This is a genomic window from Micromonospora sp. NPDC047793 (assembly GCF_040642635.1).
In the GTDB taxonomy this organism is placed as follows: Bacteria; Actinomycetota; Actinomycetes; order Mycobacteriales; family Micromonosporaceae; genus Micromonospora.
This window is the reverse complement of record NZ_JBEYSG010000013.1, coordinates 125212-148884: the sequence shown is the minus strand read 5'-3', so window position 1 is coordinate 148884 and position 23673 is coordinate 125212. Positions and strand designations below refer to the sequence as shown.

The 23673-nt window shown below is 68.4% G+C and carries 23 protein-coding genes, 1 other RNA gene and 1 pseudogene; 5 read left to right on the top strand and 20 right to left on the bottom strand.

Features of this window, described 5'->3' with window-relative positions; translation table 11 throughout:
• Positions 1–102: 102 nt before the first annotated feature.
• From ABZ738_RS23580 to ABZ738_RS23570, 3 genes are all read right to left on the bottom strand, one after another.
• A complete protein-coding gene (locus ABZ738_RS23580) occupies positions 103–351 on the bottom strand; it encodes a hypothetical protein (RefSeq protein WP_357216361.1) in 249 nt (82 codons plus the stop codon).
• Positions 348–1940: a cell division protein FtsK gene (locus tag ABZ738_RS23575; protein ID WP_357216358.1), complete on the bottom strand. Its 1593-nt coding sequence runs from the start codon at positions 1938–1940 to the stop codon at positions 348–350. The genes ABZ738_RS23580 and ABZ738_RS23575 overlap by 4 nt, the downstream gene beginning before the upstream one ends.
• 199 nt (positions 1941–2139) lie before the next feature.
• Entirely contained in the window at positions 2140–2535 is a 396-nt protein-coding gene (locus ABZ738_RS23570; RefSeq protein WP_126711252.1) for a transcriptional regulator, read from the bottom strand.
• 217 nt (positions 2536–2752) lie between these two features.
• Here ABZ738_RS23570 and ABZ738_RS23565 point away from each other — a divergent pair.
• Positions 2753–3208: pseudogene (locus ABZ738_RS23565) on the top strand (hypothetical protein).
• Between the two features lie 121 nt (positions 3209–3329).
• Here the strand turns inward: ABZ738_RS23565 and ABZ738_RS23560 are convergent.
• The 6 genes from ABZ738_RS23560 to ABZ738_RS23535 all read right to left on the bottom strand — a co-directional run bounded on the left by ABZ738_RS23560 (position 3330) and on the right by ABZ738_RS23535 (position 7592).
• Positions 3330–3803, bottom strand: a complete 474-nt coding sequence (locus ABZ738_RS23560; RefSeq protein ID WP_357216354.1) for a hypothetical protein — start codon at positions 3801–3803, stop codon at positions 3330–3332.
• A gap of 34 nt (positions 3804–3837) precedes the next feature.
• Entirely contained in the window at positions 3838–4848 is a 1011-nt protein-coding gene (locus ABZ738_RS23555; RefSeq protein WP_357216351.1) for a hypothetical protein, read from the bottom strand.
• A gap of 364 nt (positions 4849–5212) precedes the next feature.
• A complete protein-coding gene (locus ABZ738_RS23550; protein ID WP_357216350.1) occupies positions 5213–5989 on the bottom strand; it encodes a glycosyltransferase family 2 protein in 777 nt (258 codons plus the stop codon).
• Positions 5977–6798 carry a GntR family transcriptional regulator gene (locus ABZ738_RS23545; RefSeq protein ID WP_357216347.1) on the bottom strand — a complete coding sequence of 274 codons (822 nt, stop codon included), beginning with the start codon at positions 6796–6798 and terminating at the stop codon, positions 5977–5979. The genes ABZ738_RS23550 and ABZ738_RS23545 overlap by 13 nt, the downstream gene beginning before the upstream one ends.
• A gap of 127 nt (positions 6799–6925) precedes the next feature.
• The gene (locus tag ABZ738_RS23540) at positions 6926–7123 is read right to left on the bottom strand and encodes a hypothetical protein (protein ID WP_357216344.1); all 198 of its coding nucleotides are present in this window, start codon (positions 7121–7123) and stop codon (positions 6926–6928) included.
• A gap of 133 nt (positions 7124–7256) precedes the next feature.
• Positions 7257–7592, bottom strand: coding sequence for a hypothetical protein (locus ABZ738_RS23535; RefSeq protein WP_357216342.1), 336 nt, complete (start codon positions 7590–7592; stop codon positions 7257–7259).
• A gap of 544 nt (positions 7593–8136) precedes the next feature.
• On the opposite strand from ABZ738_RS23535, the gene ABZ738_RS23530 reads away from it, so the two are divergent.
• The gene (locus tag ABZ738_RS23530; protein ID WP_357216339.1) at positions 8137–8574 is read left to right on the top strand and encodes a GntR family transcriptional regulator; all 438 of its coding nucleotides are present in this window, start codon (positions 8137–8139) and stop codon (positions 8572–8574) included.
• A 22-nt stretch (positions 8575–8596) separates the two neighbouring features.
• Here ABZ738_RS23530 and ABZ738_RS23525 read toward each other — a convergent pair whose 3' ends face one another.
• Positions 8597–9715, bottom strand: coding sequence for a pentapeptide repeat-containing protein (locus ABZ738_RS23525; RefSeq protein ID WP_357216336.1), 1119 nt, complete (start codon positions 9713–9715; stop codon positions 8597–8599).
• Positions 9716–10373: 658 nt separating this feature from the next.
• On the opposite strand from ABZ738_RS23525, the gene ABZ738_RS23520 reads away from it, so the two are divergent.
• Positions 10374–11729 carry a pentapeptide repeat-containing protein gene (locus tag ABZ738_RS23520; RefSeq protein ID WP_357216333.1) on the top strand — a complete coding sequence of 452 codons (1356 nt, stop codon included), beginning with the start codon at positions 10374–10376 and terminating at the stop codon, positions 11727–11729.
• Between the two features lie 536 nt (positions 11730–12265).
• Here ABZ738_RS23520 and rnpB read toward each other — a convergent pair.
• Positions 12266–12682: RNase P RNA component class A (gene rnpB / locus ABZ738_RS23515), an RNA gene on the bottom strand.
• Between the two features lie 95 nt (positions 12683–12777).
• Here rnpB and ABZ738_RS23510 point away from each other — a divergent pair.
• Positions 12778–13293, top strand: coding sequence for a DUF664 domain-containing protein (locus tag ABZ738_RS23510; RefSeq protein WP_131052062.1), 516 nt, complete (start codon positions 12778–12780; stop codon positions 13291–13293).
• A gap of 178 nt (positions 13294–13471) precedes the next feature.
• On the opposite strand, the gene ABZ738_RS23505 is transcribed toward ABZ738_RS23510, so the two are convergent.
• The 5 genes from ABZ738_RS23505 to ABZ738_RS23485 form a co-directional block, all read right to left on the bottom strand.
• Positions 13472–14677, bottom strand: coding sequence for a bifunctional RNase H/acid phosphatase (locus ABZ738_RS23505; RefSeq protein WP_357216330.1), 1206 nt, complete (start codon positions 14675–14677; stop codon positions 13472–13474).
• Positions 14678–14680: 3 nt separating this feature from the next.
• Complete coding sequence (locus ABZ738_RS23500; RefSeq protein WP_131057826.1) at positions 14681–15418, bottom strand: C4-type zinc ribbon domain-containing protein; 738 nt, start codon at positions 15416–15418, stop codon at positions 14681–14683.
• Complete coding sequence (locus tag ABZ738_RS23495; RefSeq protein ID WP_357216328.1) at positions 15415–16302, bottom strand: Nif3-like dinuclear metal center hexameric protein; 888 nt, start codon at positions 16300–16302, stop codon at positions 15415–15417. The genes ABZ738_RS23500 and ABZ738_RS23495 overlap by 4 nt, the downstream gene beginning before the upstream one ends.
• Before the next feature lie 158 nt (positions 16303–16460).
• Positions 16461–17033: a flavoprotein gene (locus tag ABZ738_RS23490; RefSeq protein WP_131054465.1), complete on the bottom strand. Its 573-nt coding sequence runs from the start codon at positions 17031–17033 to the stop codon at positions 16461–16463.
• A 13-nt stretch (positions 17034–17046) separates the two neighbouring features.
• Positions 17047–18276 carry a helix-turn-helix domain-containing protein gene (locus ABZ738_RS23485; RefSeq protein ID WP_131054466.1) on the bottom strand — a complete coding sequence of 410 codons (1230 nt, stop codon included), beginning with the start codon at positions 18274–18276 and terminating at the stop codon, positions 17047–17049.
• A gap of 251 nt (positions 18277–18527) precedes the next feature.
• Here ABZ738_RS23485 and ABZ738_RS23480 point away from each other — a divergent pair, with 251 nt between their 5' ends.
• Positions 18528–19199, top strand: a complete 672-nt coding sequence (locus ABZ738_RS23480; RefSeq protein ID WP_131054467.1) for a bifunctional DNA primase/polymerase — start codon at positions 18528–18530, stop codon at positions 19197–19199.
• A 314-nt stretch (positions 19200–19513) separates the two neighbouring features.
• Here the strand turns inward: ABZ738_RS23480 and ABZ738_RS23475 are convergent, their stop codons facing one another.
• Genes ABZ738_RS23475 through ABZ738_RS23460 form a run of 4 tightly spaced genes read right to left on the bottom strand, consistent with a single transcriptional unit; the run spans position 19514 to position 23672 of the window.
• Complete coding sequence (locus ABZ738_RS23475) at positions 19514–20236, bottom strand: FAD:protein FMN transferase (protein WP_131054471.1); 723 nt, start codon at positions 20234–20236, stop codon at positions 19514–19516.
• 50 nt (positions 20237–20286) lie between these two features.
• The gene (locus ABZ738_RS23470; RefSeq protein ID WP_131054468.1) at positions 20287–20877 is read right to left on the bottom strand and encodes an FMN-binding protein; all 591 of its coding nucleotides are present in this window, start codon (positions 20875–20877) and stop codon (positions 20287–20289) included.
• 18 nt (positions 20878–20895) lie between these two features.
• Positions 20896–22308: a ferredoxin reductase family protein gene (locus tag ABZ738_RS23465; RefSeq protein WP_357216323.1), complete on the bottom strand. Its 1413-nt coding sequence runs from the start codon at positions 22306–22308 to the stop codon at positions 20896–20898.
• Positions 22305–23672 carry a DUF1501 domain-containing protein gene (locus ABZ738_RS23460; protein WP_357216320.1) on the bottom strand — a complete coding sequence of 456 codons (1368 nt, stop codon included), beginning with the start codon at positions 23670–23672 and terminating at the stop codon, positions 22305–22307. The genes ABZ738_RS23465 and ABZ738_RS23460 overlap by 4 nt, the downstream gene beginning before the upstream one ends.
• Position 23673 lies beyond the last annotated feature (1 nt).

The window sequence follows — 23673 nt, the reverse complement described above, 5'->3', positions numbered from 1 at the left end:
GCCGTGGAGGGCGGCGGCGGTCTGGGTGGGCGGGGCCGACGAGCCGGATGTGCAGCGGACGCCGGAGCCGGTTGAGGACGCGGGTGAGGGTGTTCACGGCGGTTACCTCCGGGCGGGTCGGATGTCGGTGCGGATGTAGTCAGGTGGGGTGCCGAGTGAGGCGACCGCTTCGGAGAGGCAGCGCCACAGCGCCCACGCCTCGTCGGGGGTCAGGGACATGCGGCGTCGGCCCGCACCGACGGCGAGATAGACCGGGTACGGGTCGGGCCGGTCGGGGTCGACGCGGACGGACACGGCGGTGACCGGTTCGGGGGTACGCAGCCGGTAGAAGCGGCGAGCAGGCGCGGTCATCGGCCCTCACCCCTGGTGTCGCGGTCGAGCAGATTGCGCAGCGATTCGGGTAGCAGCGGCCCGGACGGCGTGCGCGGCAGCGGTGGCCGGGCCGGTTCGGGGGCGGTTTCCCTCCGGACCTGGGCGAGGATGTCCGCCGCATCGGCGGGTGCCGGGTACTGGCGGGCCATGGCGCGGATGTCGTCGTCGGAGACGTACGAGAAGCGGACCCGCATCGGGTCGGGGGTGCCGTCGAGGATCACGTACCCGACGCCCTTGGCCCACCGGGGCATCTGATCGGCCAGCGCTCCCCGGTTGCGGGCACCGTCGCCAAGGACCATGTCGACCTGGGACGCCTCGGTGAGGCCGAGCGCGATGCGGGTCGGGAACAGGTCCCTAAACGGCAGCACGTCCTTTCGCGGGTCCTGCAACGCGGCCACCACGAGGACGCCGACGCCGGCCCCCTGGGACAGCAGCAGCCCCAGCGACGAGGCGATGCGCTTACGCAGCTCGACATCTTGCAGGTAAGCGGTCAGCGCGGCCATCTCGTCGACGACGACCACGACCAGGGGATCAGCCTCCGTCGGCGTGTGCACCCGCACCGTGCCCGCAAGCCGGGTCTGCCGCTCCCTCAGCACCGTGACGGCCTCGTCGAGCAGGTCGGCCATGGCCTCGAAGGACTTGCAGGCGAACCGGGCGAACATCGGACGGCCGAGCGCGAACTCCATCCCGCCCTTCGGGTCGATCACCCAGAGCCGGACGAGACCGGAGGCGATCCCACCGCCGAGGACCCGCACCAGCGACCACAACACCGACCCCTTCCCGGAGCGGGTCGCCCCACCCACGAGGACATGCGTGGCAAGCAGGTGCAGCGACCAGGGACGCAGGTCCTCCCGCCGGGCCAAAGGCAGCGCGGTGAAGTCCGGCACCGTCGGCACATCGAACGGCGGCACCACCGTGCGCAAAGCGTCGGTACGCACCACCGCCAGGTAGACCAGCGTCGGCCGATCCCGGAACCGCACCCGATCCACAAGCCGCAGCAACCATGCCGCGTGACCGGTACGGGTCGGTGGGTCGCCGGGACGTGCCGAGTAGACCCGGACATGTCGCCGGCCGAACGCGTACGCCAAGTTCGCGGAGACCGCCTGGAACTGTTCCGGCGTCTGGCCCCGCACCATGCGGACCGTCAGCACGTCGAGCGCCTGATCCGACCGCACCCACAACAGTTGCGGCAGGACCGGCCGAAGCTCGTACGTCTCGGCGAGCCCGCACAGCGTCATGGACTCCCGCCACACCCGCCGATACACGAACACCCGCCGGAACGACCCGAGCAGCGGACCCGCCAACCAGGTCCACCAGGACGACTCGTCCCGCCACCGCCACACCGCCGAGGCCGCCGACCCCAGCACCAACGGCACCACCAGCCCGGACCAGCCGAACTCGACGAACAACCACAACGCCAGCACCGCCGTACCGGCGGCGACCGGATGCCGCAGGCACCACCACACGGCCCGGCCGGACCAGCGCAACACCAGCCCGAGCAGCACCGCCCAGAAGGGCAGCGCGATCCGCTTCGGCCGGATCACCATCAGATCCCCGGCCGAGGTCATCACCACTTCACCGCGAGGCCGCCCGATCACCAGGCACCCCGCAACGACCGACACACGCCACACCGGGGCCAGCCATGGCCAGCCCGACGCCTACCCTTGGACACGTCACGACCTCTCTCGACAGAGCAGGGGGAAGAGACACCAGGGGGCGGGGCTGCCGTCCGCCAAGACCAGACAGCCCCGCCCCCACCTGAAACGGCTACGCCGCCGCCTTCTTGCCGCCGACCACCGGAGCCCGCAACCCGGTCGCCCGCAGCGAATACGCCATCCGACCGTTGTTCGCCACGTACGGCGTCACCGTCATCCCGTCGAACTCCACCGCCTCGAACGGCGCACCCGACGGCGGCACCGGCTGATAGTCAGCCGAGATCTTCACCGTCGTCTCCCGCGACCGCTTCCCCAGCTCAGGGTCAAGATCCATCACCCGGACCTGCCACACCCGCTGACCAGTCACCTTGTCCTTCGCCGGAGACCGCCGACCCGTCTTCTCGTCGTAGTCCTCGACCTCACCCAGCGACTCGGGCACCAACGCGCACCCCGCCGGGAACACGTCCTCGAACCGCACGGCGAACCTCGTACCGCCACGCAGAGCCATCGCTCACCCTCCAACTTGTTGACTTGTCTGCCAAGCTGCGGTCCAAGGTAGACGGCGCTTGGCAGACAAGTCAACAAGTTGGGTGAGCATCGCCGATGGCGGCCAGGTGGTTCGCGCTTACGTCCAGGTCGCAGCGAAGACGGCCACGTGATCCGCGAACTGGGCCGACCCCAGCCCTGACAGTCCCCGCCAGATGTGCGGACCCGATTTGGGGGGCATGTCGGCAGCTATGCCAGGTCATGACGCACCAGTCAACAAGAAACACGACCGGCCAGCGGGGAACCGATGACGCCACCGTCGAAGCGCTGGGCGGGTCGAGCAAACGCTGCACCATTCACCGCGTCCGGGACCACCTGTATTCCGCTCACCAACTCGGTGGCGGTGCGGACCTCACCCTTTACCGGGTGGTCGAGCTGCTGCGACAAGCGGGTCACGGCGAGGCGGCCGACCGGGTAGAGCAGGACCTGCTGGGCCGCAACGTGCCATCCGGCCGTTGGACCTTTCAGATCATGGAGAGGAGTTTGACGATGGGTACTACGCGGCATCCCAGGAGGCTGAGCGGCACACCCGGAACAAGCTGGGTGGTGGCCAGCGGCACATCTACGAGGCGGAGATGAAGGAGCGTCGGCGTACCCATGGGATGCCGGGGCATGAGGCTGCGCCACAAGAGTAAAGAGAATCTCTTACACAAGCGCCTCGACCGAAGGAGAAAGCAGCAAACCCAAAAGCAGTCACATCCGAGCCGACAACTGCAGCCACCAAATGACGGCCGCAGTTGTCGAGGTAACGGTCATTCATGCACCTAGGAGCTTCGGAAACTCTGCCAGGAATACCGACCGAAGCCGCTTTAGGAGCATCCCCAGGAGTAGCACAAAATGCGCAAGAAGCGTCGTTATGAGAATAGACCAAGGGCGACGGGCATCATCTATACCGGCAAGCGAGCAGGCACCAAGGATAATTGCAACTACGAGCCCGACCCCCAGCGTGTATGTGATGTTTGCATTCAGTTCATGTATCAATCGGTATTTGTGCTTACTCTCCGCACTGGCATTGCCGGTAGGCCTACTTTTGAGGCGGGCCGCCGTGTCAAAAAGAAGCACAAGTAAGTTGAATAGCAATCCGGTAAGGATGGACAGGGCAGCAAGCAGGTTGTCGATACCCTTGACGCGCCACGAGAGCATGAATGCAGCAACACCGACGAGCACCGGAATCCCGTAAAAGAATGCGAGGTCCGCAACTCTTATCTTGCCGGTTCTGGCATCGCGCATAGTATTGACATGGTCGCGAATAATCGGAATTAGGCTAGCTTTCATCATTTGGTATCACTAGCTTTCGGGCAAGCAATTCAGCCGTCCAGAAGAACTCGGTCCCGACATAGTCGGACTCGCGAATACCTAGATCACGCGCCAGTTCCTCGATCACTTCAGAGGCCACCTCATAAACCGCCTCGTCAGTAGGGCGGCCGCTCGGGATCTTCTTGTTCTCAGGCAGAGGAAAGGTCACGCGGGGAGGCCGCTCCTGGGTGACGGTTAGAGTCCTCATGGATTTTCCAACCTTCACTTCGAGCTTGATGTCGTGGTAGTCAAGACCTCGAATTTCGAGCATCGCCGGCAGGCTATTGTCGTTGAGCGCGTCCCTCACCTTCTGTTTGGGAAATGCGAGCGCCCGATCAGGCTTCAGGACGAGCTCCATGATTCCCAACTCTTCCTCGTGGGAGCCGAGGTTGTATTGATCCGCAACATCACTAGGAATTCCATACCGCACAAGACGGATCTTCTTCAGCTCACCTTCTTCGATCGAGGCCTTGACCGCAGCCTCGGGCGCAAGCGGACTAAGCTCCAGGGCATACCCAGGATATCTCGCGCCGAATGTTCGCGTGAGGATGTGGTCCATTGAAGACTTAAGCCCTCGGACGCCGACTCGTTCGGTAAGAAAAATTCCCGCTAGAGAGTTATGCGGAACGATAAAAAGGTTCCGCAAGGGAATCAATTCGGCCTCGTTTGGCTGGCGTTCGTAGGTGTCCTGATGTGTATCGACATCCCGTAAAGTCGATTGGTATCCATGACTTCCTGACCGGACCGTGGCGTAGAGCGACCGATCCTCCGCCCGTACCGCTTCCGCGATGAGATACTTACCCTCATCTTTATGCTGGTAAGGCGTTACAGTCAGGCCATTCAGGAAGGCATAGAGAAAGGGTGCGAGGTCGGATGCCGCACCGTCGAAATTGTCAAGCGGGAGATAGCTTTCCGAAGATCTGGATGACATTCGAGGGCGAACCCTGATGGTGTAAGCGGCAAGGCTGTATTCCGGCATAAGATCCTCCGGTCAGAGTGAGCGCGTCCCGCCACCTTAGTGTCAGGCGAAGTCTTCGTTGTCTGTCTGTAAAGAACTAGTCATCGCGGTTGACGAGGGCTGGGCGCAGGCGGATGCGAGATCGAAGAACATGTGTTCGAATCTAGACGCCACGTATGACATCCACCCACGCCCTGGCTTCAGACTCACCCAGCTGAGCTCGACGAAGTGTTCGCACCGCTTGCGTGTGCCTGGGGCTGCAGGGATTGACCGCGATTCAGCGCCAGCGTACGGCTCGGCTCACGCCTCGGTGGCACCCAGCGGGACGCTGCGCTGAGCGGCGAGCAAACAGGCTCGCCCTTGACGAAGGAAGCCCCAGTGCGGGCTATCCGGGAACGTTGATGACGAGGCCGCCGGGCAACATCGCGGCCAAGGTGAGCGCTCTGGCCTCGATGATCTTCATACGGCCTTCGTACTCGATGGGTTCGCGGTGGGCGGCTTGGCTGGTGACTTGGCCGGGCCACTTGCGGTAGAGCAGGCCGTGTTCGCGGGTGAAGTAGCCCTCGCTAACCGCGCTCGCCGCCAGGAGCAGGCCGGTGTCTTCCGAGGCCGGAAGCGCCATCCAGCCGCCGAGGGCCAAGAGCAGGTCCCGACGGATGCAGAGGGTGGCGGGGTGGACCTGGGCGCGGTAGCCGTTGGCTCGCCAAAAGGCGAGAACGGCACCGCGGGCGACAGGTCCGCCGGCCGGGTCCTTGTCCCACCCGACGGTTGACCCGTCGGGCATCAGGTCCAGGACGCGCGAGGTCGTCCAGCCGATCTGCGGGTGGGTGCCGAAGGCGGCGATGTCGCGGGCGAGGGCGCCAGCCATGAGTTGGTCGTCCGCGTCAAGCACCTTGACCAGGCCGCCAGCGACACGGGAGAGAGCGAGGGTGCGGGCAACACCGGGGCCGCCGGGACGACCGCCGCCGATGCTGATCCGAGGGTCGTCCGGCAGAACCCCGTTCAACGCTCCGGTCTGCCCGTCCTCCTGGACGAGCCACTGCCAGTCCCACCCGTCAGGCATGTCCTGCTTGACCAACGAGTCGTACGCGCCGGCCAAGTACTCGATGCTGGGCGCGTGGACGGGCGTGATGACCGAGACGAGGTGCGTCAAGCTTTCCACCGTTGCAGTTTGTGGGAGTAGACCAGTTCCGTCCGGTCCCCCGGCATCACCACGTCGGCCACCTCGACGACACGACCAGTGGTGTCGAAGGAGGTCTTCCGCACGGTCAGCACCGAGACGCCCGGGTCGATGTCGAGGAGTTCGGCCTCATCCGGCGACGGCGGACGCGCCCGAACCTCGTCCTCGATGCGGTCCAGCTCGACGCCGACCGTGTAGAGCTGGTGCTGCGAGCCACCAGGCCAGGGCTCGTTACTGGCGTCGAGCAGGTCCGGGTTCGCAGCCACCAGGTCATAGGGCAGGTACGAGTACGACATGGTCAGCGGCGCGTTCTCGTGCCGCGACGACGTCCAGTAGACGCGGCGCAGCAGCGGCGTACCCGGCTCAACGTGCAGCGCCGCCGCCATGTCCGCGTCAGCTTCCACGCGGGTGTAATCGGCGTGGAACTTGAGATCATCGACGGTCAGGCCGGTGTCATGCTCGGTCGCACCCGTCTTGAGCCGCTCGGCCTCGTCGAGCAAGACCCGGTCCTTCTCCCACTGGTACCGCTCCGCGTTACGACGCCGTACACGCTGACGAGGTGCCCGCACGTAGGTGCCGCGCCCCTGCTCCGCACGGACCAAGCCCCACTCCCGGAGCTGGCGAATGGCGTTGCGGACACTCGTGCGCGACAGTCCCGATGTCTCGGCCAACTCCGTCTCGGACGGCATCAGCGTGCCGGGGGCGAGTTCCCCGCTCGTGATTTTGACCCGCAACTCTTCGGCGAGTTGCAGGTAACGAGGGCGCCAGTCCCGGCCATGCACACCGGTCACCGTACCCCCTAGACGTTCCAACGACTGCCAGGTGGTCCCACCCGCCGGCCGCTCCGGCACCGCCGGCACTTCCACCACCGGCACACGCCGACGAGACACCGCAGGACTACGACGGGAGCTGTGGCGGTCAGTCGCGGTCATAGGTGCCCTCCAACGGTCGTCCCTTGGTCATCACGCGCCACCGGGCGTAGGTCAGTTCGTAGATCAGCCGGTCGAGCTGCACCCGCGAGAGCAGCACCGATTCCGGGCCACCGGAGCGGGTCGCGCAGAGTTTCACCATCGGGTCACGGCGGCGGAATCGGTCCAGGAGCAATTGCACACTCACCCAGCCATTGCGCTCAGTGCCGATCGTGGCGAGCAGTCCTCGGTGCATCGGATCATTCGGCCCGCATCCCCGACACCAGTCGGGACACGCAGCGTCGTTTCCCGCCGTAGCCCGCCGACTGCCCAAGGGTTCGTCAGTCGACGTCATGCCCGCCTCCGTGGTGGCCAGCCTGGGCCAGCAGCGATCGCAGGTGCTTTACCAACTGCTCGACGTAGGTCAGGGGCAGTTCCGCCCAGGGCGTGCCTACCCGTTGGGATACGTGCACCATGACCTTCGGAGCCTGGCCGTCGGACCCGGTTAGGTACGACACCACCGAGCCTGACACCCACGTGTCGCCGACCTTCAACGGCGCTCCCTGGTGACGACGCTCCATGTGCGGCAACACCGGCGGGTCCAGGTGCCCGCAGTTGCGCGGCGCACACCACTCCGGATGCACGACCGGCCCCGCCGGACGGCCCTGCCCGCTCATCGCCGCCGCCTACCGTTACCCCGGTACGCCTGCCCGAGCGTCATGAGCGGCGATTGATTGAGCGTCGGCAACTCCCGCGTCCGCTCGGCCGACCAGCGCCACGAATTCCGGTAGCCGGCGGGCGAAATCCCGCTATGGCTGCTGTTCGCCACAGAGGCGACTCGGTCTGACCGTCGGGGGGAACGCCACGATAGGTACCAGGGACGTCGACGATGAGAGCCAGGCATCGCACCTCCACACATAGGAGAGCTGGCGACCGACCAGGGGGAATTGACCGGCCGCCAGCCCGACAGAGGGCACGGCGCACCGTCCGACACCGGACGGGTCGGGTAACGCCGAACCATGTTTGCGCGGCCACCGCAACCGGCCCACCAGGACGCCGCGCCTTCACGCACGACCAGGCCGACGCAGCACCACCCCTGAGACATTGCGTCATCCCAGCCGCACCCTCGGAAACGTACCTACAAGTGGACGACTTGTCTACACATCAAAACGACGCTTCCGCTTGGCACTTGGTAAGACAAGTGCCAGGTACGGTAGGCAGGTGCCCACCCCGCACTATGGACAGCCTCGATACCGAGCCATCGCCGACGAACTCAGGGGACGCATCGAGAACGGCATCATCCCGCCGGGCACGCTCTTGCCGACCGAAAGCGCCCTCACCGCCGAATTTCGGGTAGCCCGCGGCACGATTCGTCAGGCTATAAGCGCACTACGCGACGCAGGTTTAGTGATCACCGAACATGGCCGTGGCACGTACACAAGTCTCCGCCCGCACGAGAGCGTGCCGGACATAATTTGTGAGCCCGAAACACGACAGCGCAAAGTCGCGGCCGGTCCAGAACTTGCAGCCCTCTTTGGCGTTGATGTGGGTGCAGCCCTGATCGAACAAGAAAGCGTCACTCGAACAAACGGATCCGTGGAAGAGGTCGTCAGGACCTATCGGCTCCTCCGGGCGACAAACGTGCAAACTCACCAATAAGGCCGAACCGCCAGTAGCTAATCTAGATGCGAGACGAATGCTCCGCAGCGTGAGCCTTGGCGAGCCTAGGAATGATGGCCACAAACCGCGATATAGCCGCCGCCAGGAGGTGTGGGCGACGCCAATCCAGATTCGATCGCAACGCCTCAAGGATCAAATTGCGCTCCTCGTTTAACCCCAACCTTTGAACACCCGGCTCCGACCCCAACCATTCAATGGTAAACGAGTCCTCACTGACCGCCACTTCATCCAAGAAGACAGTCTTATTGAGCATGAGGTATTGCAGATAGTGACTGCTTTTTACATCAACCTCCATTGACACGTCCGTGAAATCAACAGAGCCCATGAAGGTTGACCTCGTAAACCTAGTGCTACAGTTCAGCAACGGCTTCCGCACCAACGAAAATGCAACCTCCCTAAACAGGCAACGTTGCTCGAAGATAGCTCCGTGAAAATTTGCCCCCTGAAGGAAGACGGCCTCGGTAAAATCGCAGGCATCAAGGAATGTCGCCCCGGTGAATGAGGCAACCTCGTGGAAGATCGCTCCGCGAAACGAGACCCTCCCAAAGAAGATCGCGTGGTCGAATTCCGCAGCACCTTCGAAGATACAATTGTCGAAATTCACTTCGTTCAGGCGGATGTTCGTCAAGTTCGCTGACGGCAAAGACGAGCCCAACAGGTTAATGCTTGAACCCTCCCAGCCTCCCGAACCATATCTTCCACGTACACTTTCCAAAACCCTAGTCAAGGCTGCCTGATGGTCGTCGCCAGCGAGAAGCCCCTCCCGCTTCGCCCGCCGAAGGTAGGCACAAAGTGCATCTACACATGTCTGGCGACCGGAGCGCCAATCTCCCGCCAGCCCTGTCAGCAATGAGAGGGCCGAACCCCGGACGATGTCAGAGTCGCTCCCTAAGTCCTTGATTGCGTTTTGGAATCTCTCGGCGTAAACCTTACCCTGCTCCCTTACGGCGTTGACTTCCTCGACTCGCTGCTTCCGGTAGGCAACGTATAAACCGGTACCAGCCCCGACACCCGCTGTAGCAGTAAGGGCAGTTTTGAGGATCTCAAGCTGACCACTTGGAGTCATTTCCTGGCCTGGATTTGACGAGGCGAGCAGCAATGTGATCACCTCGTATGCCACCCACGCAACCGCCACGCCTGCCACAATGATGATTAGATACGTTGACAGGAAAGACCCTGGAGCATAGTGGAGTAAGCGCCGCTGGGCTGCCTCCCGACGCAACGCTCGCCTCTTTGCGGTGTATGTAGAAATTCCGCCCGCGAACTTCCTAGACAAGTACAGGAGTGTAATGACAGCACACAAAACGAGAAGGGCTTTGTTACTGGAACTCTGATGCCACGCCTCGACAATTTGCGCAATCGGATCCCGGTTCACGCAGGAACTCCTACTCATCGCTTGCCATCGACGCATCAACCTACCGGAGTCGCTCCAACAGAGTTGTCCCAAGAAGCGGCACAGGCTGTCAGATACGGAACAGTGCAACCCCTCCTGGGCCGCTCCAGACAGCTCTGCCGGAACGTCGAGCTCAGAGTCCTCTGACAGCGTCCGGGGGGAAATGCCCCGAACTGCGGCTTACCAGCGAGCGCGAAGGATCTGCGCTTCGGCACGTATTTCAAGGCGGCCTACGGGCCGCTTGTGCAGGGGGCAACCCTGGAGGTCTCGCTGCTCCGCTGCACCGCACACAGGCTGGCGCTCTACACCCGTTGACAAGCACGTGCCGGGTTGTCACGTACGGGCAGGATTCCAAAGTGTGATGAGGCGGTGGAGTGTCGTTCTGATGGCTGTCGGCGGATCGGGTCTGCTAGTGGTCGCGCTGGCGTTGATCCCTAGGTCGTGGTGGGGCGCACTGGCTTCCGGGCGGCCGGTGCTGCTGCCGGTGGCGGTGAGCCTGGCTTTGCTGGTCACGGGGATATTGTTGTGGCGTCAGGTTAGTCCGGAGCGTGAAGTGTCCGCTGCGCCGACGCCACCGGGTCGGCAGATGCGGCCCTTACGGTCTTGGGTGATACCCATCGGGGTGATCCTGGTAGGGGTGGTCACCTGCACTGCGGTCGTCTGGCTGCAGGGTTCGGTCCCAGCGGTGGGCGATCGGCTGCAGTTGGCGCAATTGCGGGTGGAGTCCATCCGGACCGGCTTGACCATCGGTGCGGCAGTGACCGCCGCATTCGCGTTGTTGTTGGCGTTCCGCCGGCAACAGTTGGCCGAGCGCACCCAGCAGGCCACCGAGTACGATGCCGGAGAAAAGCGCGTCACCGAGCTGTACGTCAAAGCCGCCGACCAACTCGGCGCGGACAAGGCCCCGGTGCGTCTCGCGGGCCTATACGCCCTGGAACGCCTAGCCCAGGACAACCCCGCCCACCGGCAAAGCATCGTGGAGGTTATCTGCGCCTACCTGCGCATGCCCCATATTGCGCCCGACACTGAGTTCACTTCCACCCCTATCCCAGTTCCGCTCAAAGCCGTCAGCAGCGACACCGAATCTAACGAGACATCGGTAGGCCTGCGGGAAGAACGCCAGGTCCGCCTCGCCGCTCAACGCATCCTCGCTCGCCATCTGCGCCCTACGACAGAGGACGCAGAACCCGATCCCTCGTACTGGGGACCAACACTGGTCCTAGACCTCACCGAAGCCGTCCTCATCGACGCCGACTTCAACGGCTGCCACCTACACAAGGTCGACTTCACTGCAGCGACCTTCCACGGTTACACCTTGTTCAACGGAACCACGTTCAGCGGTCCCGCCACATTCGTCGGAACGACGTTCAACAGGACCGCGAGGTTCGATAGGGCCACATTCATCGGTCCATCTGGAATCGTCCAGGCATCGTTTAGAGATGAGGCCTGGTTCGACAGGGCCACGTTCAGCAGCGGTGCCTGGTTCGACCAGACGACGTTCAGTGACGTCGCCAGGTTCAGCAGGGCGACGTTCAGCGATAGCGCCAGGTTCGTCGAAACGACGTTCAAAGGTAGCGCCAAATTCAACGAAACGACGTTCAGCGGTGGCACCGTGTTTGTTCGGGCAACGTTCGACGGCACCGCCAAGTTCGAGGAAGCGACGTTCAACGGTGTCGTCGACTTTGAGGGGGCATCACTCGGCGGGGTTAGGTACGACGGGCCGGAGCCAGTGATCGAATAGCCTTGCCGAATCATTCTATTAGGTATCAAGGCACCGCGCTCCGCGCGGTGCGGGGCGGCAAGCCCGGCCGGCGGCAAGCCGCCCCGGACGCCTACGGCACCGGGGCGGTGAGCCGCCGACAGCCGCCGGGACACCGCCCCATCAATTAGAGGGACCAGGGCCAGCGAGGCCGTGACGGAAGCCGGCGGGTCGGCCTGGTCGCGTGGCCGGGGCTTCCGGCTGCCGCACCAGTCCAACCCCGGGACTGGCTTGCCACCGGGTATCCGGTTCACGCCAGCAGCTCGACCGCCAGGACGTTCCCGGCCGCATCCCGCACACCGTCCGCCGTTGACGAGGACCAGGCCGCCACCGAGCCCCAGCAGGCCACCGCAGACGGCTCCAACTAAGCCGGGAGTCAAGGAATCCTGGGCCGTCTCTGGGCCGTCTGGGCCGTCACCGGGCCGTCAAACGCCACCCAACGATGACCAAGGTCAACCAACGGCACCAGATAAAGACCCAGCTCAGAGCCTTGATCACGGCTCTGAGCTGGTGGGCGACGGACGAGTCGACCTGTACGCCGGATTCTGTGCGCGGCGCGTACCCCTTGCGGGGTTCGCACCCGCGGCGGCCATCCATCTCGGCCTGCCGTCGCCGACAGGCTCGTGCGGCCTACCCGCAGACATCGGGCGGGCAGCCCTCAAGCGTCTGCGCAGGTCGTCATCTTGCGGTGACGGCCCTACTTGGCCTTGCTCCGGGTGGGGTTTACCGAGCCACCCCGGTCACCCGGGGTGCTGGTGGGCTCTTACCCCACCGTTTCACCCTTACCGTCCCCGCTGGGGGTCGGCGGTCTGTTTTCTGTGGCACTGTCCCGCGGGTCGCCCCGGGTTGCCGTTAACAACCACCCTGCCCTGTGGAGTCCGGACGTTCCTCGGCGACGGGCCGCAGCCCGCCGACGCGACCGCCCGGTCGACTCGTCCGTCGCACGCTCATCCTAACGACACCGGGTCGCCGCCTATTGCGCCGGCAGGACCGCAGGCCGGGTCGTTTCGGGGGTACGCATAATGGGCCGATGACGACGCTGCCGCCGTTTCCCGAGCCTACGGTCCCGGCCGAGGGGCGGGCCGAGGTGTTCCTGCGCTATCTCGACTATTTCCGGGAGAGCGTGCTGGCCAAGGTGTCGGCGCTGCCCGAGGCGGAGGCGCGGGCGAGCCGGTTGCCGTCGGGCTGGACTCCGGTGGAGTTGCTGCGGCACCTGCGCTTCGTCGAGCTGCGCTGGATCGAGTGGGGCTTCCAGGGGCAGCCGGTCGCCGAGCCGTGGGGCGACTGGCGCGACGGTCGCTGGCACGTACCCCCGGAGCTGAGTGTGGCGGAGCTGGCAGACGAGCTGCGCGCGCAGGGCACACACACCCGCAGCGTGGTGCAGAGCGCCGACCTGGACACCGTCGGCGCCCCCGGCCCCCGCTGGAACGGCGCAGACCCGGCCTCCCTGGAGCGGGTGCTGTTCCACCTGGTCCAGGAGTACGCCCGCCACCTGGGCCACCTGGACATCGTCTCCGAACTAGCCAACGGCCCCCTCGGCGAATAGCACCCCACCACCCGTACCCCCTGGGGTTGATCAAGAGGTTCGGTGGTGATTCACCGGCGAACGGTGACCCAAAGCTCTTGATCAACCGCGCAGGCCGACCGCGCGGGCCGACCCGCGCAGGCCGACGGCGCAGGCCGACCGGCGCAGGCCGAACCCGGCGCAGGCCGAACCCGGCTGGTCAGGGCAGGTAGGGGGTTTCGTTGACGGAGCGGACGGCTATGCCGCCGTCGGGCCAGCGGTCGAGGATGGAGATGCCGGCGGCGTCGAGGAAGAGGCGGTGCAGGAAGGCGTCGGTGGCGGCGAGCGCGTCGCGCAGCATCAGCTTGATCGGCGAGACGTGCGAGACCACCACCACGGTCTGACCGGGGTACGCGGCGAGCAGCCGCTCCACCACCCGCGTGCAGCGTCGGGCGACCTCGTCGAAGGACTCGCCGTCGGGTGGGGCGATCCGGGGCGAGGCGAGCCAGGCGTCGAGTTCGCCGCCCCACTGTTCGCGGACCTCGGCGAAGGTCCGGCCCTCCCAGGCACCGAAGTCGCACTCGATCAGCTCGTCGTCGCGGCGTACCGGGATGTCGCCGACGGCGGCGGCGATGGCCTCGGCGGTCGCCGTACACCGGGACAGCGGTGAGCTGACCACGGCGGCGGTGTCGGGGGCGAGCGCGGCGACCCGGGCGGCGGTGGCCCGCACCTGGTCCTTGCCCTTCGCGGAGAGCGGGATGTCGCCGCGTCCGGAGTAGCGGCCCTGTTCGGTGTACTCGGTCTCGCCGTGCCGGACCAGGATCAGCCGGGTGGCGGTGAAGCTGGGGCGCGGCTCCCAGGAGACCGGGGCGCTGCTCGGGTCGGTGCCGGGCGACTCGTCGGCGCGGGCGGCGACCTGGGTCGCGCCGCCGCCGGCCGGTTCCGGGCCGCCGAGGCGGCGCGGTGACTCGACGGTACGCGGTGGCGTGACGACCGGTGTGGCGGTGCCCGACGTGGCGGCGGCGTCCATCGCGGCGTTGGCCAGCCGGTCGGCGTGCGTGTTGCGGTCCCGGGGGATCCAGGTGAAGCGGACCGCGTCGAATCGGCTGACGATCTGGGCGGCCTGGGCGGCGAGCGGACGCAGCCCGGGGTGCTTGATCTGCCAGCGGCCGGACATCTGCTCGACGACCAGCTTGGAGTCCATCCGGATCTCGACCTCGCTGGCGCCCAGTTCGGCGGCGGCGGTCAGGCCGGCGATCATGCCCTGGTACTCGGCGACGTTGTTGGTGGCGGTGCCGATCGACTCGCTGCGTTCGGCCAGCACCTCGCCGGTCGCCTGGTCACGGACGACCGCGCCGTAGCCGGCCGGGCCGGGGTTGCCCCGGGAGCCCCCGTCGGCCTCGACCAGCACGGTACGCGGCGCCACCGGCTACAGCCCGGACTCGTTGGTGCGGACCATGATCCGGCGACAGTCCTCGCAGCGGACCACCTCGTCGGGATCGGTCTTGCGGATCCGGGCCAGGTCGGCACCGGAGAGGTCCAGGCGGCACCCGCCGCAGCGGCCGGCGGTCAGCAGCGCGGCGCCCAGGCCGGTGTCGGCACGGATCTTGTCGTAGAGCTGCACCAGGTCGCCGGGGAGGTCACCGGCGAGCGGCTGCCGGGCGGAGCGCTTGAACTCCTCCTCGCGGCCGATCTCGGCCAGGGCCTCGTCGCGGCGCTGCTCGGTGGCGGCCCGCCGCTCGCGCACCTCGGTCAGCCGCTGCTCCACCCCGTCGAGCGTCGACTGGGCGGTCTCCCGCTGCTCCATCAACTCCAGCTCGGCGTCCTCCAGGTCGCTCTGCCGGCGGTTCAACGAGACCAGCTCGTGCTGGAGCGCCTCCAGCTCACGGGCCGGACCGCCACCGGCGGCGAGGCGGTCCTCGTCCTTCTTCTTGCGGGCGCGTACCTGGTCGACGTCCTTCTCCAGCCGGGCGATGTCCCGGTCCAGGTCGTCCACGGCCACCTGGGCGCGGACCCGCTCGTCCTCCAGCGACGACAGCTCGCGGGCGAGAGCCTCCAGTTCGGCGCGCTCGGGCAGCGCCCGGCGGCGGTGGGCGAGCTTGGCGAGAGCGGTGTCGATCGCCTGGAGGTCGAGCAGGCGGCGCTGGACCTGGGGGTCAGCCTTCACGGTCGGGGCTCCTTGTCGTCCGCTGCGGATCGCTCCGGGGCGGCGGGTGAGGCGGCGTGTACGGTCCACGGGTCGGTGTCCAGGTCGGACACCAGGGTCTCGACGCCCGGCAGCGTGGCGCGCAACCCGGTGGCCACATCGTCGAGCCAGGGCCGTTCGGTGGCCCAGTGGGTGGCGTCGAGCAGCGCCGGTCCACCGGTGGCGAGGTGTTCGCCGGTCGGGTGGTGACGCAGGTCTGCGGTGAGGTACGCGTCCACCCCGGCGGCGGTCGCGTCGGCCAGGAAACTGTCCCCCGCACCGCCGCAGACTGCCAGCGTACGCACCATGCGGTCCGGATCGCCCGCGGCGCGTACGCCGATGGCGGTGGTGGGCAGCACGGCGGCGGCGTGCCGGGCCAGCTCGGCCAGGGTCAGTGGCTGCGGCAGCTCGCCGATGCGCCCGGCGCCCCGGCCCTCACCGGCGGCGGGCGTGCCCGGCCGGGACGGTTTCAGCGGACGCAGGTCGGTCAGGCCGAGCCGGTGGGCGAGGGCGTCGGAGACTCCGGGTACGGCGACGTCGGCGTTGGTGTGGGCGACGTAGAGCGCGACGTCGGCCTTGATCAGTTGGTGGATGATGCGACCCTTGTACGTCGTCGGCGCCACCGACGAGACGCCCCGCAGCAGCAGCGGGTGGTGCGCGATGATCATGTCGGCGTGGGCGGCGAGGGCCTCGGCGACGGTCTCGGGGACCACGTCGACGACGCAGAGGATCCGGCGGACCGGGGCACCGGGCTCGCCGAGCACCAGCCCGACCTTGTCCCACTCCTCGGCCCAGGTGGGCGGATAGCGCCGCTCCAGCTCGGCCACGACGTCGGCGACGGTCGGCACGGCTGCGGTTGTGCTCACGGCGCGCCAGCTTACCGGCGTCGGTGCCACTCCGGGACGTCACCCGGGCCGTGGCGGTGGCCACGGCCCGGGCTGCGGATTGCGGCATCCGGTGTCGGGGTGATTGCAGGGGACCCCTGTACTACCGGAGGCGTTAATAAGGTGCCCTTCCTTTCACGTCACCCGGTCCGGCAGAGCTGGTCGCGCAGGGCGGTCAGCGGCAGGGCCCAGGGGAAGGCGTGCTGGTGGCGTTCTCCGGTCCCGGGCGGGTGCAGGGGGAAGACGTCGTCGCCGAAGAGCACGGTCACCCCCCACTCCGCCAGTCGGGCGATCCCGGTCTGGAAGGCCGGATGGGCGGCCATCGCCGCGTTGGTGTACGGCACGGCGACCAGCGGTACGCCCCGTCCCTGCGCCTCCACCAGCAACCCGAGGGCGAGGGTGTCGGCGATGCCGGCCACCCATTTGTTCACCGTGTTGACGGTGGCCGGGCAGACGATGATGGCGTCGGCCGACGGCAGGACGTCCGGGTCCCCCGGGTTCTTGTAGTGCGTACGCACCGGGTGGCCGGTGGTGCGGGCCAGCGCGGTGCGGTCGACGAACTTGGCGCCGTCCGGCGTGGTGATCACGCAGACGTCCCAGCCGTCCTGTTGGGCCAGCTCGACGAGCCGGCCCACGTCTCGGGCCAACGGCGAACCGCAGGCGATGATGTAGAGCACCTCTTGGTGCCCGTCGTGGCGGTGCGAACCGGTCATGCCGGCTCCGAGTTCATACTCCTACTCCCATGTGCTCAGCCAACTCCGCGATCGGAGAAGGCGGCGCACCCCGTGTGCGACGCAGGACCTCGGACATGACCTCGTGGGCGATCGGGCGGCAGCGGATCTCCGACGGCGCCAGCCGGTCGCCGCGCAGCAGCATCTCCCCGGCGTTGGCCATGTCGCCGATCTGGGAGTAGGCGCGGGCCTGGTCGAGCAGGTGGTGGGCGCGACGTTCGGGCAGCATGGCGTCGAACGGCAGGTTGACGATCCGGGTGCGGTGGATCTCCACGGCCCGCCCGCCGTCGCCCAGTTCGACGGCGGCCGCCGCGCGGTGCAGTTCGACGTTGGTCGGCCCGAACGACGTCCAGTAGTGGTTCTGGTCACTGCCGAGTTCGCGGGCGGCGTCGCGGGCACCGTCGAGCAGGTCCGCGACGGTGGAGGTGTCGCCGGTCCGCGCGGCGGCCATCGCGCCCTGCAACAGCAGCATCCCGTAGACCGAGAGCCGGTCGGCTCTGCTGTCGTTGCCTCCGCCCGGTGCGATCCGGTCGGCGATGCGGACGTTCAGTTCCAGCGCGGAGCGGGGGCGTCCCATGGCGAGCAGGGCGTTGCAGACACGGGTGGTGGCGATCCCGGCGAGCAGTTGGTCGTCGGCGCGCTGGGCGACCGCGATGGAGCGGTCGGCGGCCAGCCAGGACAGGTCACACTCCCCCAGCTTGCGCAGCACCGAGGAGGCGATCTGGTAGACCTGCCCGAGCAGGTTCGCGGCGCGTCGGGCCTGTTCACCGCCGTACGCGGCGTCGGCCGCCTGGGCGTCGCGCAGCAGCTTGGGCAGCGCCCGGGTCAGCATGCCGTACCGGCCGTACTGGTAGGTGAGCCAGGCGTGGGTGACGGCCTTGCCCATGTCGACCAGTGGCGGCGGTTCCGGCTTCGCGTCGAAGTAGGCGCTGATCGAGTCGTACCGCTCCAGGGCGGCCCGGATCTCCTCGACCTCGACCTGGTCGATGCAGTTCATGGTGTCGGTGCGCCGCTCCGGGTCCTTGCCGAGCAGCAGCTGCACGTCGATCTGGAGGATGTCGGCGATCTCGTAGAGCACCGAGAACTTGTCCAGCCGCCGTACGCCGCGCTCGATCTTGTCGACCCAGCTCTTGGACTTACCCAGTCGGTCGGCGAAGACCTGTTGCGACATCTTGCGTCGCCCGCGCCAGTAGGCCACCCGCCGCCCGATGGGCAGTTCGTCCATGTCCCCGGTCCTCCCCTTGCTGCTGGAGCCCTGGCCAGGAGCCGGGGGCTGATCCGCAGATGCGGCCATCCGTCCGTACGTCAGGTTTCCGCTGGTCGCACTGCTTGTGCGTCAGCCGTACGGCCGATCCTCGTACTTTCGTGCAAGTTGCATAGGCCACTTTGTCAAACAAACGATCGCAGGCCACGGCAGTGACGCTGTTCGACGTATGTGCTGGTGCCGGTCGGTTCCGGCGAGGGGAGATGGCACCAATGTGGGGGAATGTCGCACCGAGCGTGGCACGTCTGTCGCCGTTGGAGCGGGTGCGGCTGCGCCGCGTCGCGGTGCGGTACGCGCTGCACGGCTGGGAGGTGACCCCCGGCGCCTGCCTCGCGCGCAGCCGCTTCGTCTGCGGCCGGGCCGGGTGCCCGACGGTGGGCTGCCACCCCGCGCTGGAGGACTGGGAGCACGCGGCCAGCGCCGACCCGGCCCGGGTGGCCACCTGGTGGCGGTCCCGCCCGCACGGCATCCTGCTGCCCACCGGCCGCGCGTTCGACGTGCTGGAGGTCGCCGCCCACCTGGGCCGACGGATGCTCGACGCGATCCGGTCGCACCCGGTCGGCCCCGGCGTACGCGGACCGGTGCTGGTCACCCCGACCGGTCGCTGGATGTTCCTGGTCCGCCCCGGTGACCCGCTCCGCCCCGAGCTGGAGCACTGCTTCCACGTGGTGCGGCACGGTCCCGGCTCGTGGGTGCCGGCACCGCCCACCCGGCTGCCCGAGGGGCCGGTGCGCTGGGCGGTCGCGCCGGAGCAGGCCCGCTGGCAGCTCCCCGACTCGTACCTGGTGCAGAACACCCTGGTCGCCGAGTTGCGGGCCAGCGGCGTCACGCTGACCCCCGCGCTGGTCCCCGGCCACCTGCCGCTGCCCCGACGCGGTCGCTGAGCCACCGCTGCTGCCCCGACGCGGTCGCAGAGCCGGGCCGGGGAGTCCGTGCGGTACCCGACAGCGACGCCCGACGGGCGGTGCTCGTTGAGCATCACGACGGCGCGCCCGCGCCGGGAGCGGGGATCCGATGTCCACCGACCACACGGAGCAACACCAGGGCGGGGCCGAACCGCCTCGCCGGCACCGGCCCGGACGACGCTGGGCGGCCACCCGACCACCGGGTTCACGCCCCGGACGTCCCCGGCCGCTCGGCTCCCGACCGGCGATCCTGCACCGGCCGGCCCGCTGGCCCTGATCGTCTGCCGCACCGGTCAGTCGGCCAGCGGCAGGTCGGTGGAGCGCAGGCAGCGGGCGTCCTCGGTGACCACCGCGTGCCGGTGCCCCGGCAGCCGGTCCACCCAGCCGATGCCGGTCACGCCCATGGCCAGGGCGGCAGTCGAGTACGCGTCGGCCAGCCCCAGGTCGTGTCCGACCACGGTCACCGACCGCAGGCCCTTCGCCGGTGCGCCCCGCCGGGGGTCACGCACGTGGTGGCCGCGCTCGTAGACCCCCGAGGTGGCCACCGCCAGGTCGGTGCCGGTCAGCACCAGGCAGACCGCCGACGGGTCCCACGGATGCCGCACCCCGATCCGCCACGGTCGTCCGGTCGACGAGTGGCCGCGTACCCGCACGTCCCCACCGGCGTTCACGCAGTGGTTGACGGCACCGGCGGCGAGCAGCCGGTCCGAGGCCACCTGGGCGGCCCAGCCCTTGACGTACCCGGACGGGTCGAGCCCGCCGGTGGCGTACGCGTCGAAGAACCCGTCGGTGTCGCCCCACAGGTCGGCGCAGCGTTCCAGCACCCGGCGCAGGTCCGCCGACGCCTCGGAGAGCAGCAGCTCACCCCGGTCGAAGCGGCACACCTCGCTGTCCGGGAGGTACGTGCTGAATCGCGCGTCCACCTCGCGCAGCCAGCCGAACACCTCGTCGGCGAGGTGGGTCAGCTCGGCGGCGGGCAGGTCGTCGGCGATGTCCAGGCTGATCGGCGTACCCATGACGTGTTCGACCCGGCGCAGGCCGGGGCGGGTCGCGGTGCCGGCCGCCATCAGCGGGCCCGGTCGATCGCGGCCTGCAGGGACTGCCGGTAGGACTGGCTCGTCGCGGTCGCCCCGGAGACGGTGTCCAGGTCGGCGCTCTGCCGCGCGACGACCAGCCCCGCGACGCCGCTGTACCGGCTGTCGACGAGGTCGCTGCGCTGCTCGGACTGGGCGGTCCGCTCCGGCAGTTCCAGCGCGACCGCGTCGGTGATGCGGCTGCCGGTGAGGGTGATGCGCACCTGCACGTTGCCGTACTCGTTGCCGACCACCGGGCCGGTGACGGTCCGGGTGGCGGGCCGGGGCGCGGCGGTGGTGGTGGTGCGGGGGGCCGAGGGGGTCCGGGGTGCCTCGGACGAGTCCGTGCGGCGCGCCGGGGCCTCGGTGCTGCGCGCGGGTTTCGGTGACCGGGTGGCGCGGGGTTCGCGGCTCGCCGACGGCGACTCCTCGGCGTCCACCGGCGGCGTCGGCCCGTCCGTCGTCGGTGCCGTGCCGGGGGGTGGCTCCTGGGCGACCTGACCGGTGCCCGGGGCGGCCTTGAGCACCACCATCGCGGTGGTGCTGGCGGCCAGGCCGGTGATCGCGAACAGCGCGCGACGCATCGGGGCGGTACTCCTCTGCTAGAGCTCGAAGGTGCCGACGTGGATCTGCCGGCGGGGCACGCCGATCCGGCGCAGCAGCCGTCGGCTCTGCTCGACCAGGCCCGGCGGGCCGCAGAGGTAGACGTCGCGTCGGGCCACGTCCGGCACGAGCCGGCGCAACCCGTCCGGCGACATCACCTGGCGTGGGCCGGGGTCGTTCCGGGAGCCGACGACATACCAGATCCGTACGCCCCGGGCCTGCGCCAGCCAGTCCAGCTCCCGGTGCAGCAGCACGTCGGCCGGGGTACGGGCCCGGTAGATCAGCGCCGCGCCGGGCGGCAACTCCTCCAGCATCGCCCGCAGCGGGGTGATGCCGCTGCCACCGGCGATCAGCAGCGCGCGTTCGCGGACCCGGTGCGCGGCGGTGAAGGTGCCCGACGGTCCCACCGCCCAGACCCGTACGCCGGGTTCGAGGTCGCGCAGGTCCCCGGTGTACGCGCCGACCACCTTGACGGTGAGCCGCAGCCAGCGGCCGTTGGCGGCGGCGGAGACCGAGAACGGGTGCGACTGCCACCAGCAGCCCCGGGTCAGGAAACGCCAACGGAAGAACTGGCCGCCGAGCAGGGCCAGCCGGTCCAGCCGCACGCCGGTCAGATAGATCGAGACGGTGTCCGGGCTCTCCGCCACCACGTCGGCGACCCGCAGCCGGTGCCGCAGGTTGACCGTCAGCGGCCCGACCAGCCGCCCCCACACCAGGGCGGCGACCACCAGTCCGTAGCAGACGATCCAGCCGGTGCGGACCGGGCCGGGACGGAACAACTGGGTGCCGTTGCTGAACTGGTGCGCGAAGCCGAGCAGCAGGACCGCGTACCCGGCCAGGTGGGTGGCGTGCCACAGCTCGTAGGGCAACGCCCGGCGTACCGCCCGGACGCTGGTCAACCCGACCAGCACCAGCAGACCGGCGGCGGCGAACGCGGAGACCATGTCCTGGTATTCGCGCAGCATCACCCCGGCCTGGTCCCACGGCGAGCGGCCGGTCAGGCCGCCGTAGCCGACCAGGATGAAGGCGGTGTGCGCGAGCACCGCGACCAGCAGGGTGACCCCGAGGTCCCGGTGCCACGCCGCGATCCGCTCGCCGCCGACCACCCGTTCCAGCACCGGCAACCGGCTCATCAGCAGCACCTGCACGAGCAGCAGGTAACCGGCGAGCAGGCCGGTGATCTGGCCGGCGGCGGTGGTCGTCGCGGTGGCGTCGGTGAGCGAGCCGGCCGGGGTGTCGAGCCACCAGGGCAGCACGCTGGCGACCAGGCCGACCAGGAACAACCCGGTCAGCAACCGCCGGCCGGCGGGCCCGCGCCGGGCCGCCACGGGCAGCGGAGGAGGCGCGGGCGGACGACCGTCGGCGTGGGTCCGCGACCCGGACCGACGGTCGGCGTACGCGTGGTGGGTCACGCGTACAGCTTCATCGGGGCGTACTTCATCCGGGGGAAGATCTTGTCCACCTCCGCGTTGGTGAGCCCGAACCGGCCCTGGGCCACCGAGCCGTAGACGTTGAACATGTTGTTGTACTCGGGGACGTCTCCGGAGTCGAGGGCGTTCAATCCGTTCCAGGTGCCGAGCAGCGGACCGGCGAGTGTGCGGCCGGACAGGATGGTCACCACGCCGCCGTGGCCGTGGTCGGTGCCGCCGCTGTTGGAGGCGACCCGCCGCCCGAACTCGCTGGACACCATGACGGTCACGTCGTCGGCGGCGGCACCGAGGTCGGTGAAGAACGCGGCCAGCGCGGCGGCCAGTTCGTTGAGCCGCCGATAGAGCTGCCCGCCCTCGCCGGTGCCCTGGTTCTCGTGGGTGTCGTACCCGCCCATGCCGACGGTGGCCACCCGGACGTTCGCGCCGCCCTTGATGAGCTGCGCGAGCTGCTGGAAGGCGAAGCCGACGCCCCGGTACTCCACCCCCTCGGCCGGCCGGTAGGGCTCGGCGGAGAGCCGGCGCGCGGTGGACAGCGCGCCCAGCCCGGAGCGCACCGCCTCCTCGACCGGGTGGTTGATGCCGGTGAACAGGCCCCGGATCGCCTTCTCGGTGGCCTCCCGGTATCGCTCGTCACCGGCGAGGCGCAACGAGCCGACACTGTTGAGCGAGATGGCGCCGTTGTTGCCGACCAGCGACCGGGGCAGCGTGCTGCCGACACCGACGCTGCGGAACGCGGTGCCCTTGCCGAGCGCGTCGACCAGGCTGTCCAGCCAGCCCCGGCCGCCGGTCTCACCGGGCAGTCCGCCGAGGTTGCAGGCGTCGGCGGCCTGGAAGTGGCTGCGGGACAGGCGCTCGTCGGAGACGCCCGGGACGAAACCGAGCTTCCCGGCGCGCAACCACGGCTCCAGCGGCCGGAACGCGCTGGTCAGCTTGAAGCCCCGGCCGAGCGCCAACGAGTCGTCGGGCAGCAGCAGGTCCGGGCGGGCCCGGTCGAGCACCGGATCGTCGTTCGGCGCGACCAGGCTGAGCCCGTCCAGGCCGCCGTAGAGGAAGACGTGCACCAGCGTGCCGGTCTTGGTGGCCGCGAAGGACGCCGAGGTGGTGACGAACTGGGCGGTGGCCAGGGCGGTGGCGGTGGCGGCGGCACCGGCGACGAAGGTCCGCCGGGTCACCCCGCGCCCGTCCTGCTGGGCCTCCTCCAACTCCTCCAGCCGCCGGTAGCGGTCCGCCTCGGCGGCGTTCTCGGCGGCCACCACGTCGGCCTCGGCCCGCAGCAGGGCCTCGGCCGGGTTGTCGGCGAGTCGCCGCACGTCGGGGCATTCCGGGTGCAGGGGGTACGAGTACACG

Bases quoted from the DNA above. Each gene is read 5' to 3' on its own strand.
- ABZ738_RS23570 (WP_126711252.1), bottom strand. From the start codon at position 2,535: ATGGCTCTGCGTGGCGGTACGAGGTTCGCCGTGCGGTTCGAGGACGTG.
- ABZ738_RS23520 (WP_357216333.1), top strand. From the start codon at position 10,374: ATGGCTGTCGGCGGATCGGGTCTGCTAGTGGTCGCGCTGGCGTTGATC.
- ABZ738_RS23480 (WP_131054467.1), top strand. From the start codon at position 18,528: ATGTGGGGGAATGTCGCACCGAGCGTGGCACGTCTGTCGCCGTTGGAG.
- ABZ738_RS23580 (WP_357216361.1), bottom strand. From the start codon at position 351: ATGACCGCGCCTGCTCGCCGCTTCTACCGGCTGCGTACCCCCGAACCG.
- ABZ738_RS23555 (WP_357216351.1), bottom strand. From the start codon at position 4,848: ATGCCGGAATACAGCCTTGCCGCTTACACCATCAGGGTTCGCCCTCGA.
- ABZ738_RS23575 (WP_357216358.1), bottom strand. From the start codon at position 1,940: ATGACCTCGGCCGGGGATCTGATGGTGATCCGGCCGAAGCGGATCGCG.
- ABZ738_RS23475 (WP_131054471.1), bottom strand. From the start codon at position 20,236: ATGGGTACGCCGATCAGCCTGGACATCGCCGACGACCTGCCCGCCGCC.
- ABZ738_RS23485 (WP_131054466.1), bottom strand. From the start codon at position 18,276: ATGGACGAACTGCCCATCGGGCGGCGGGTGGCCTACTGGCGCGGGCGA.
- ABZ738_RS23535 (WP_357216342.1), bottom strand. From the start codon at position 7,592: ATGAGCGGGCAGGGCCGTCCGGCGGGGCCGGTCGTGCATCCGGAGTGG.
- ABZ738_RS23510 (WP_131052062.1), top strand. From the start codon at position 12,778: ATGACGACGCTGCCGCCGTTTCCCGAGCCTACGGTCCCGGCCGAGGGG.
- ABZ738_RS23470 (WP_131054468.1), bottom strand. From the start codon at position 20,877: ATGCGTCGCGCGCTGTTCGCGATCACCGGCCTGGCCGCCAGCACCACC.
- ABZ738_RS23490 (WP_131054465.1), bottom strand. From the start codon at position 17,033: ATGACCGGTTCGCACCGCCACGACGGGCACCAAGAGGTGCTCTACATC.
- ABZ738_RS23560 (WP_357216354.1), bottom strand. From the start codon at position 3,803: ATGCGCGATGCCAGAACCGGCAAGATAAGAGTTGCGGACCTCGCATTC.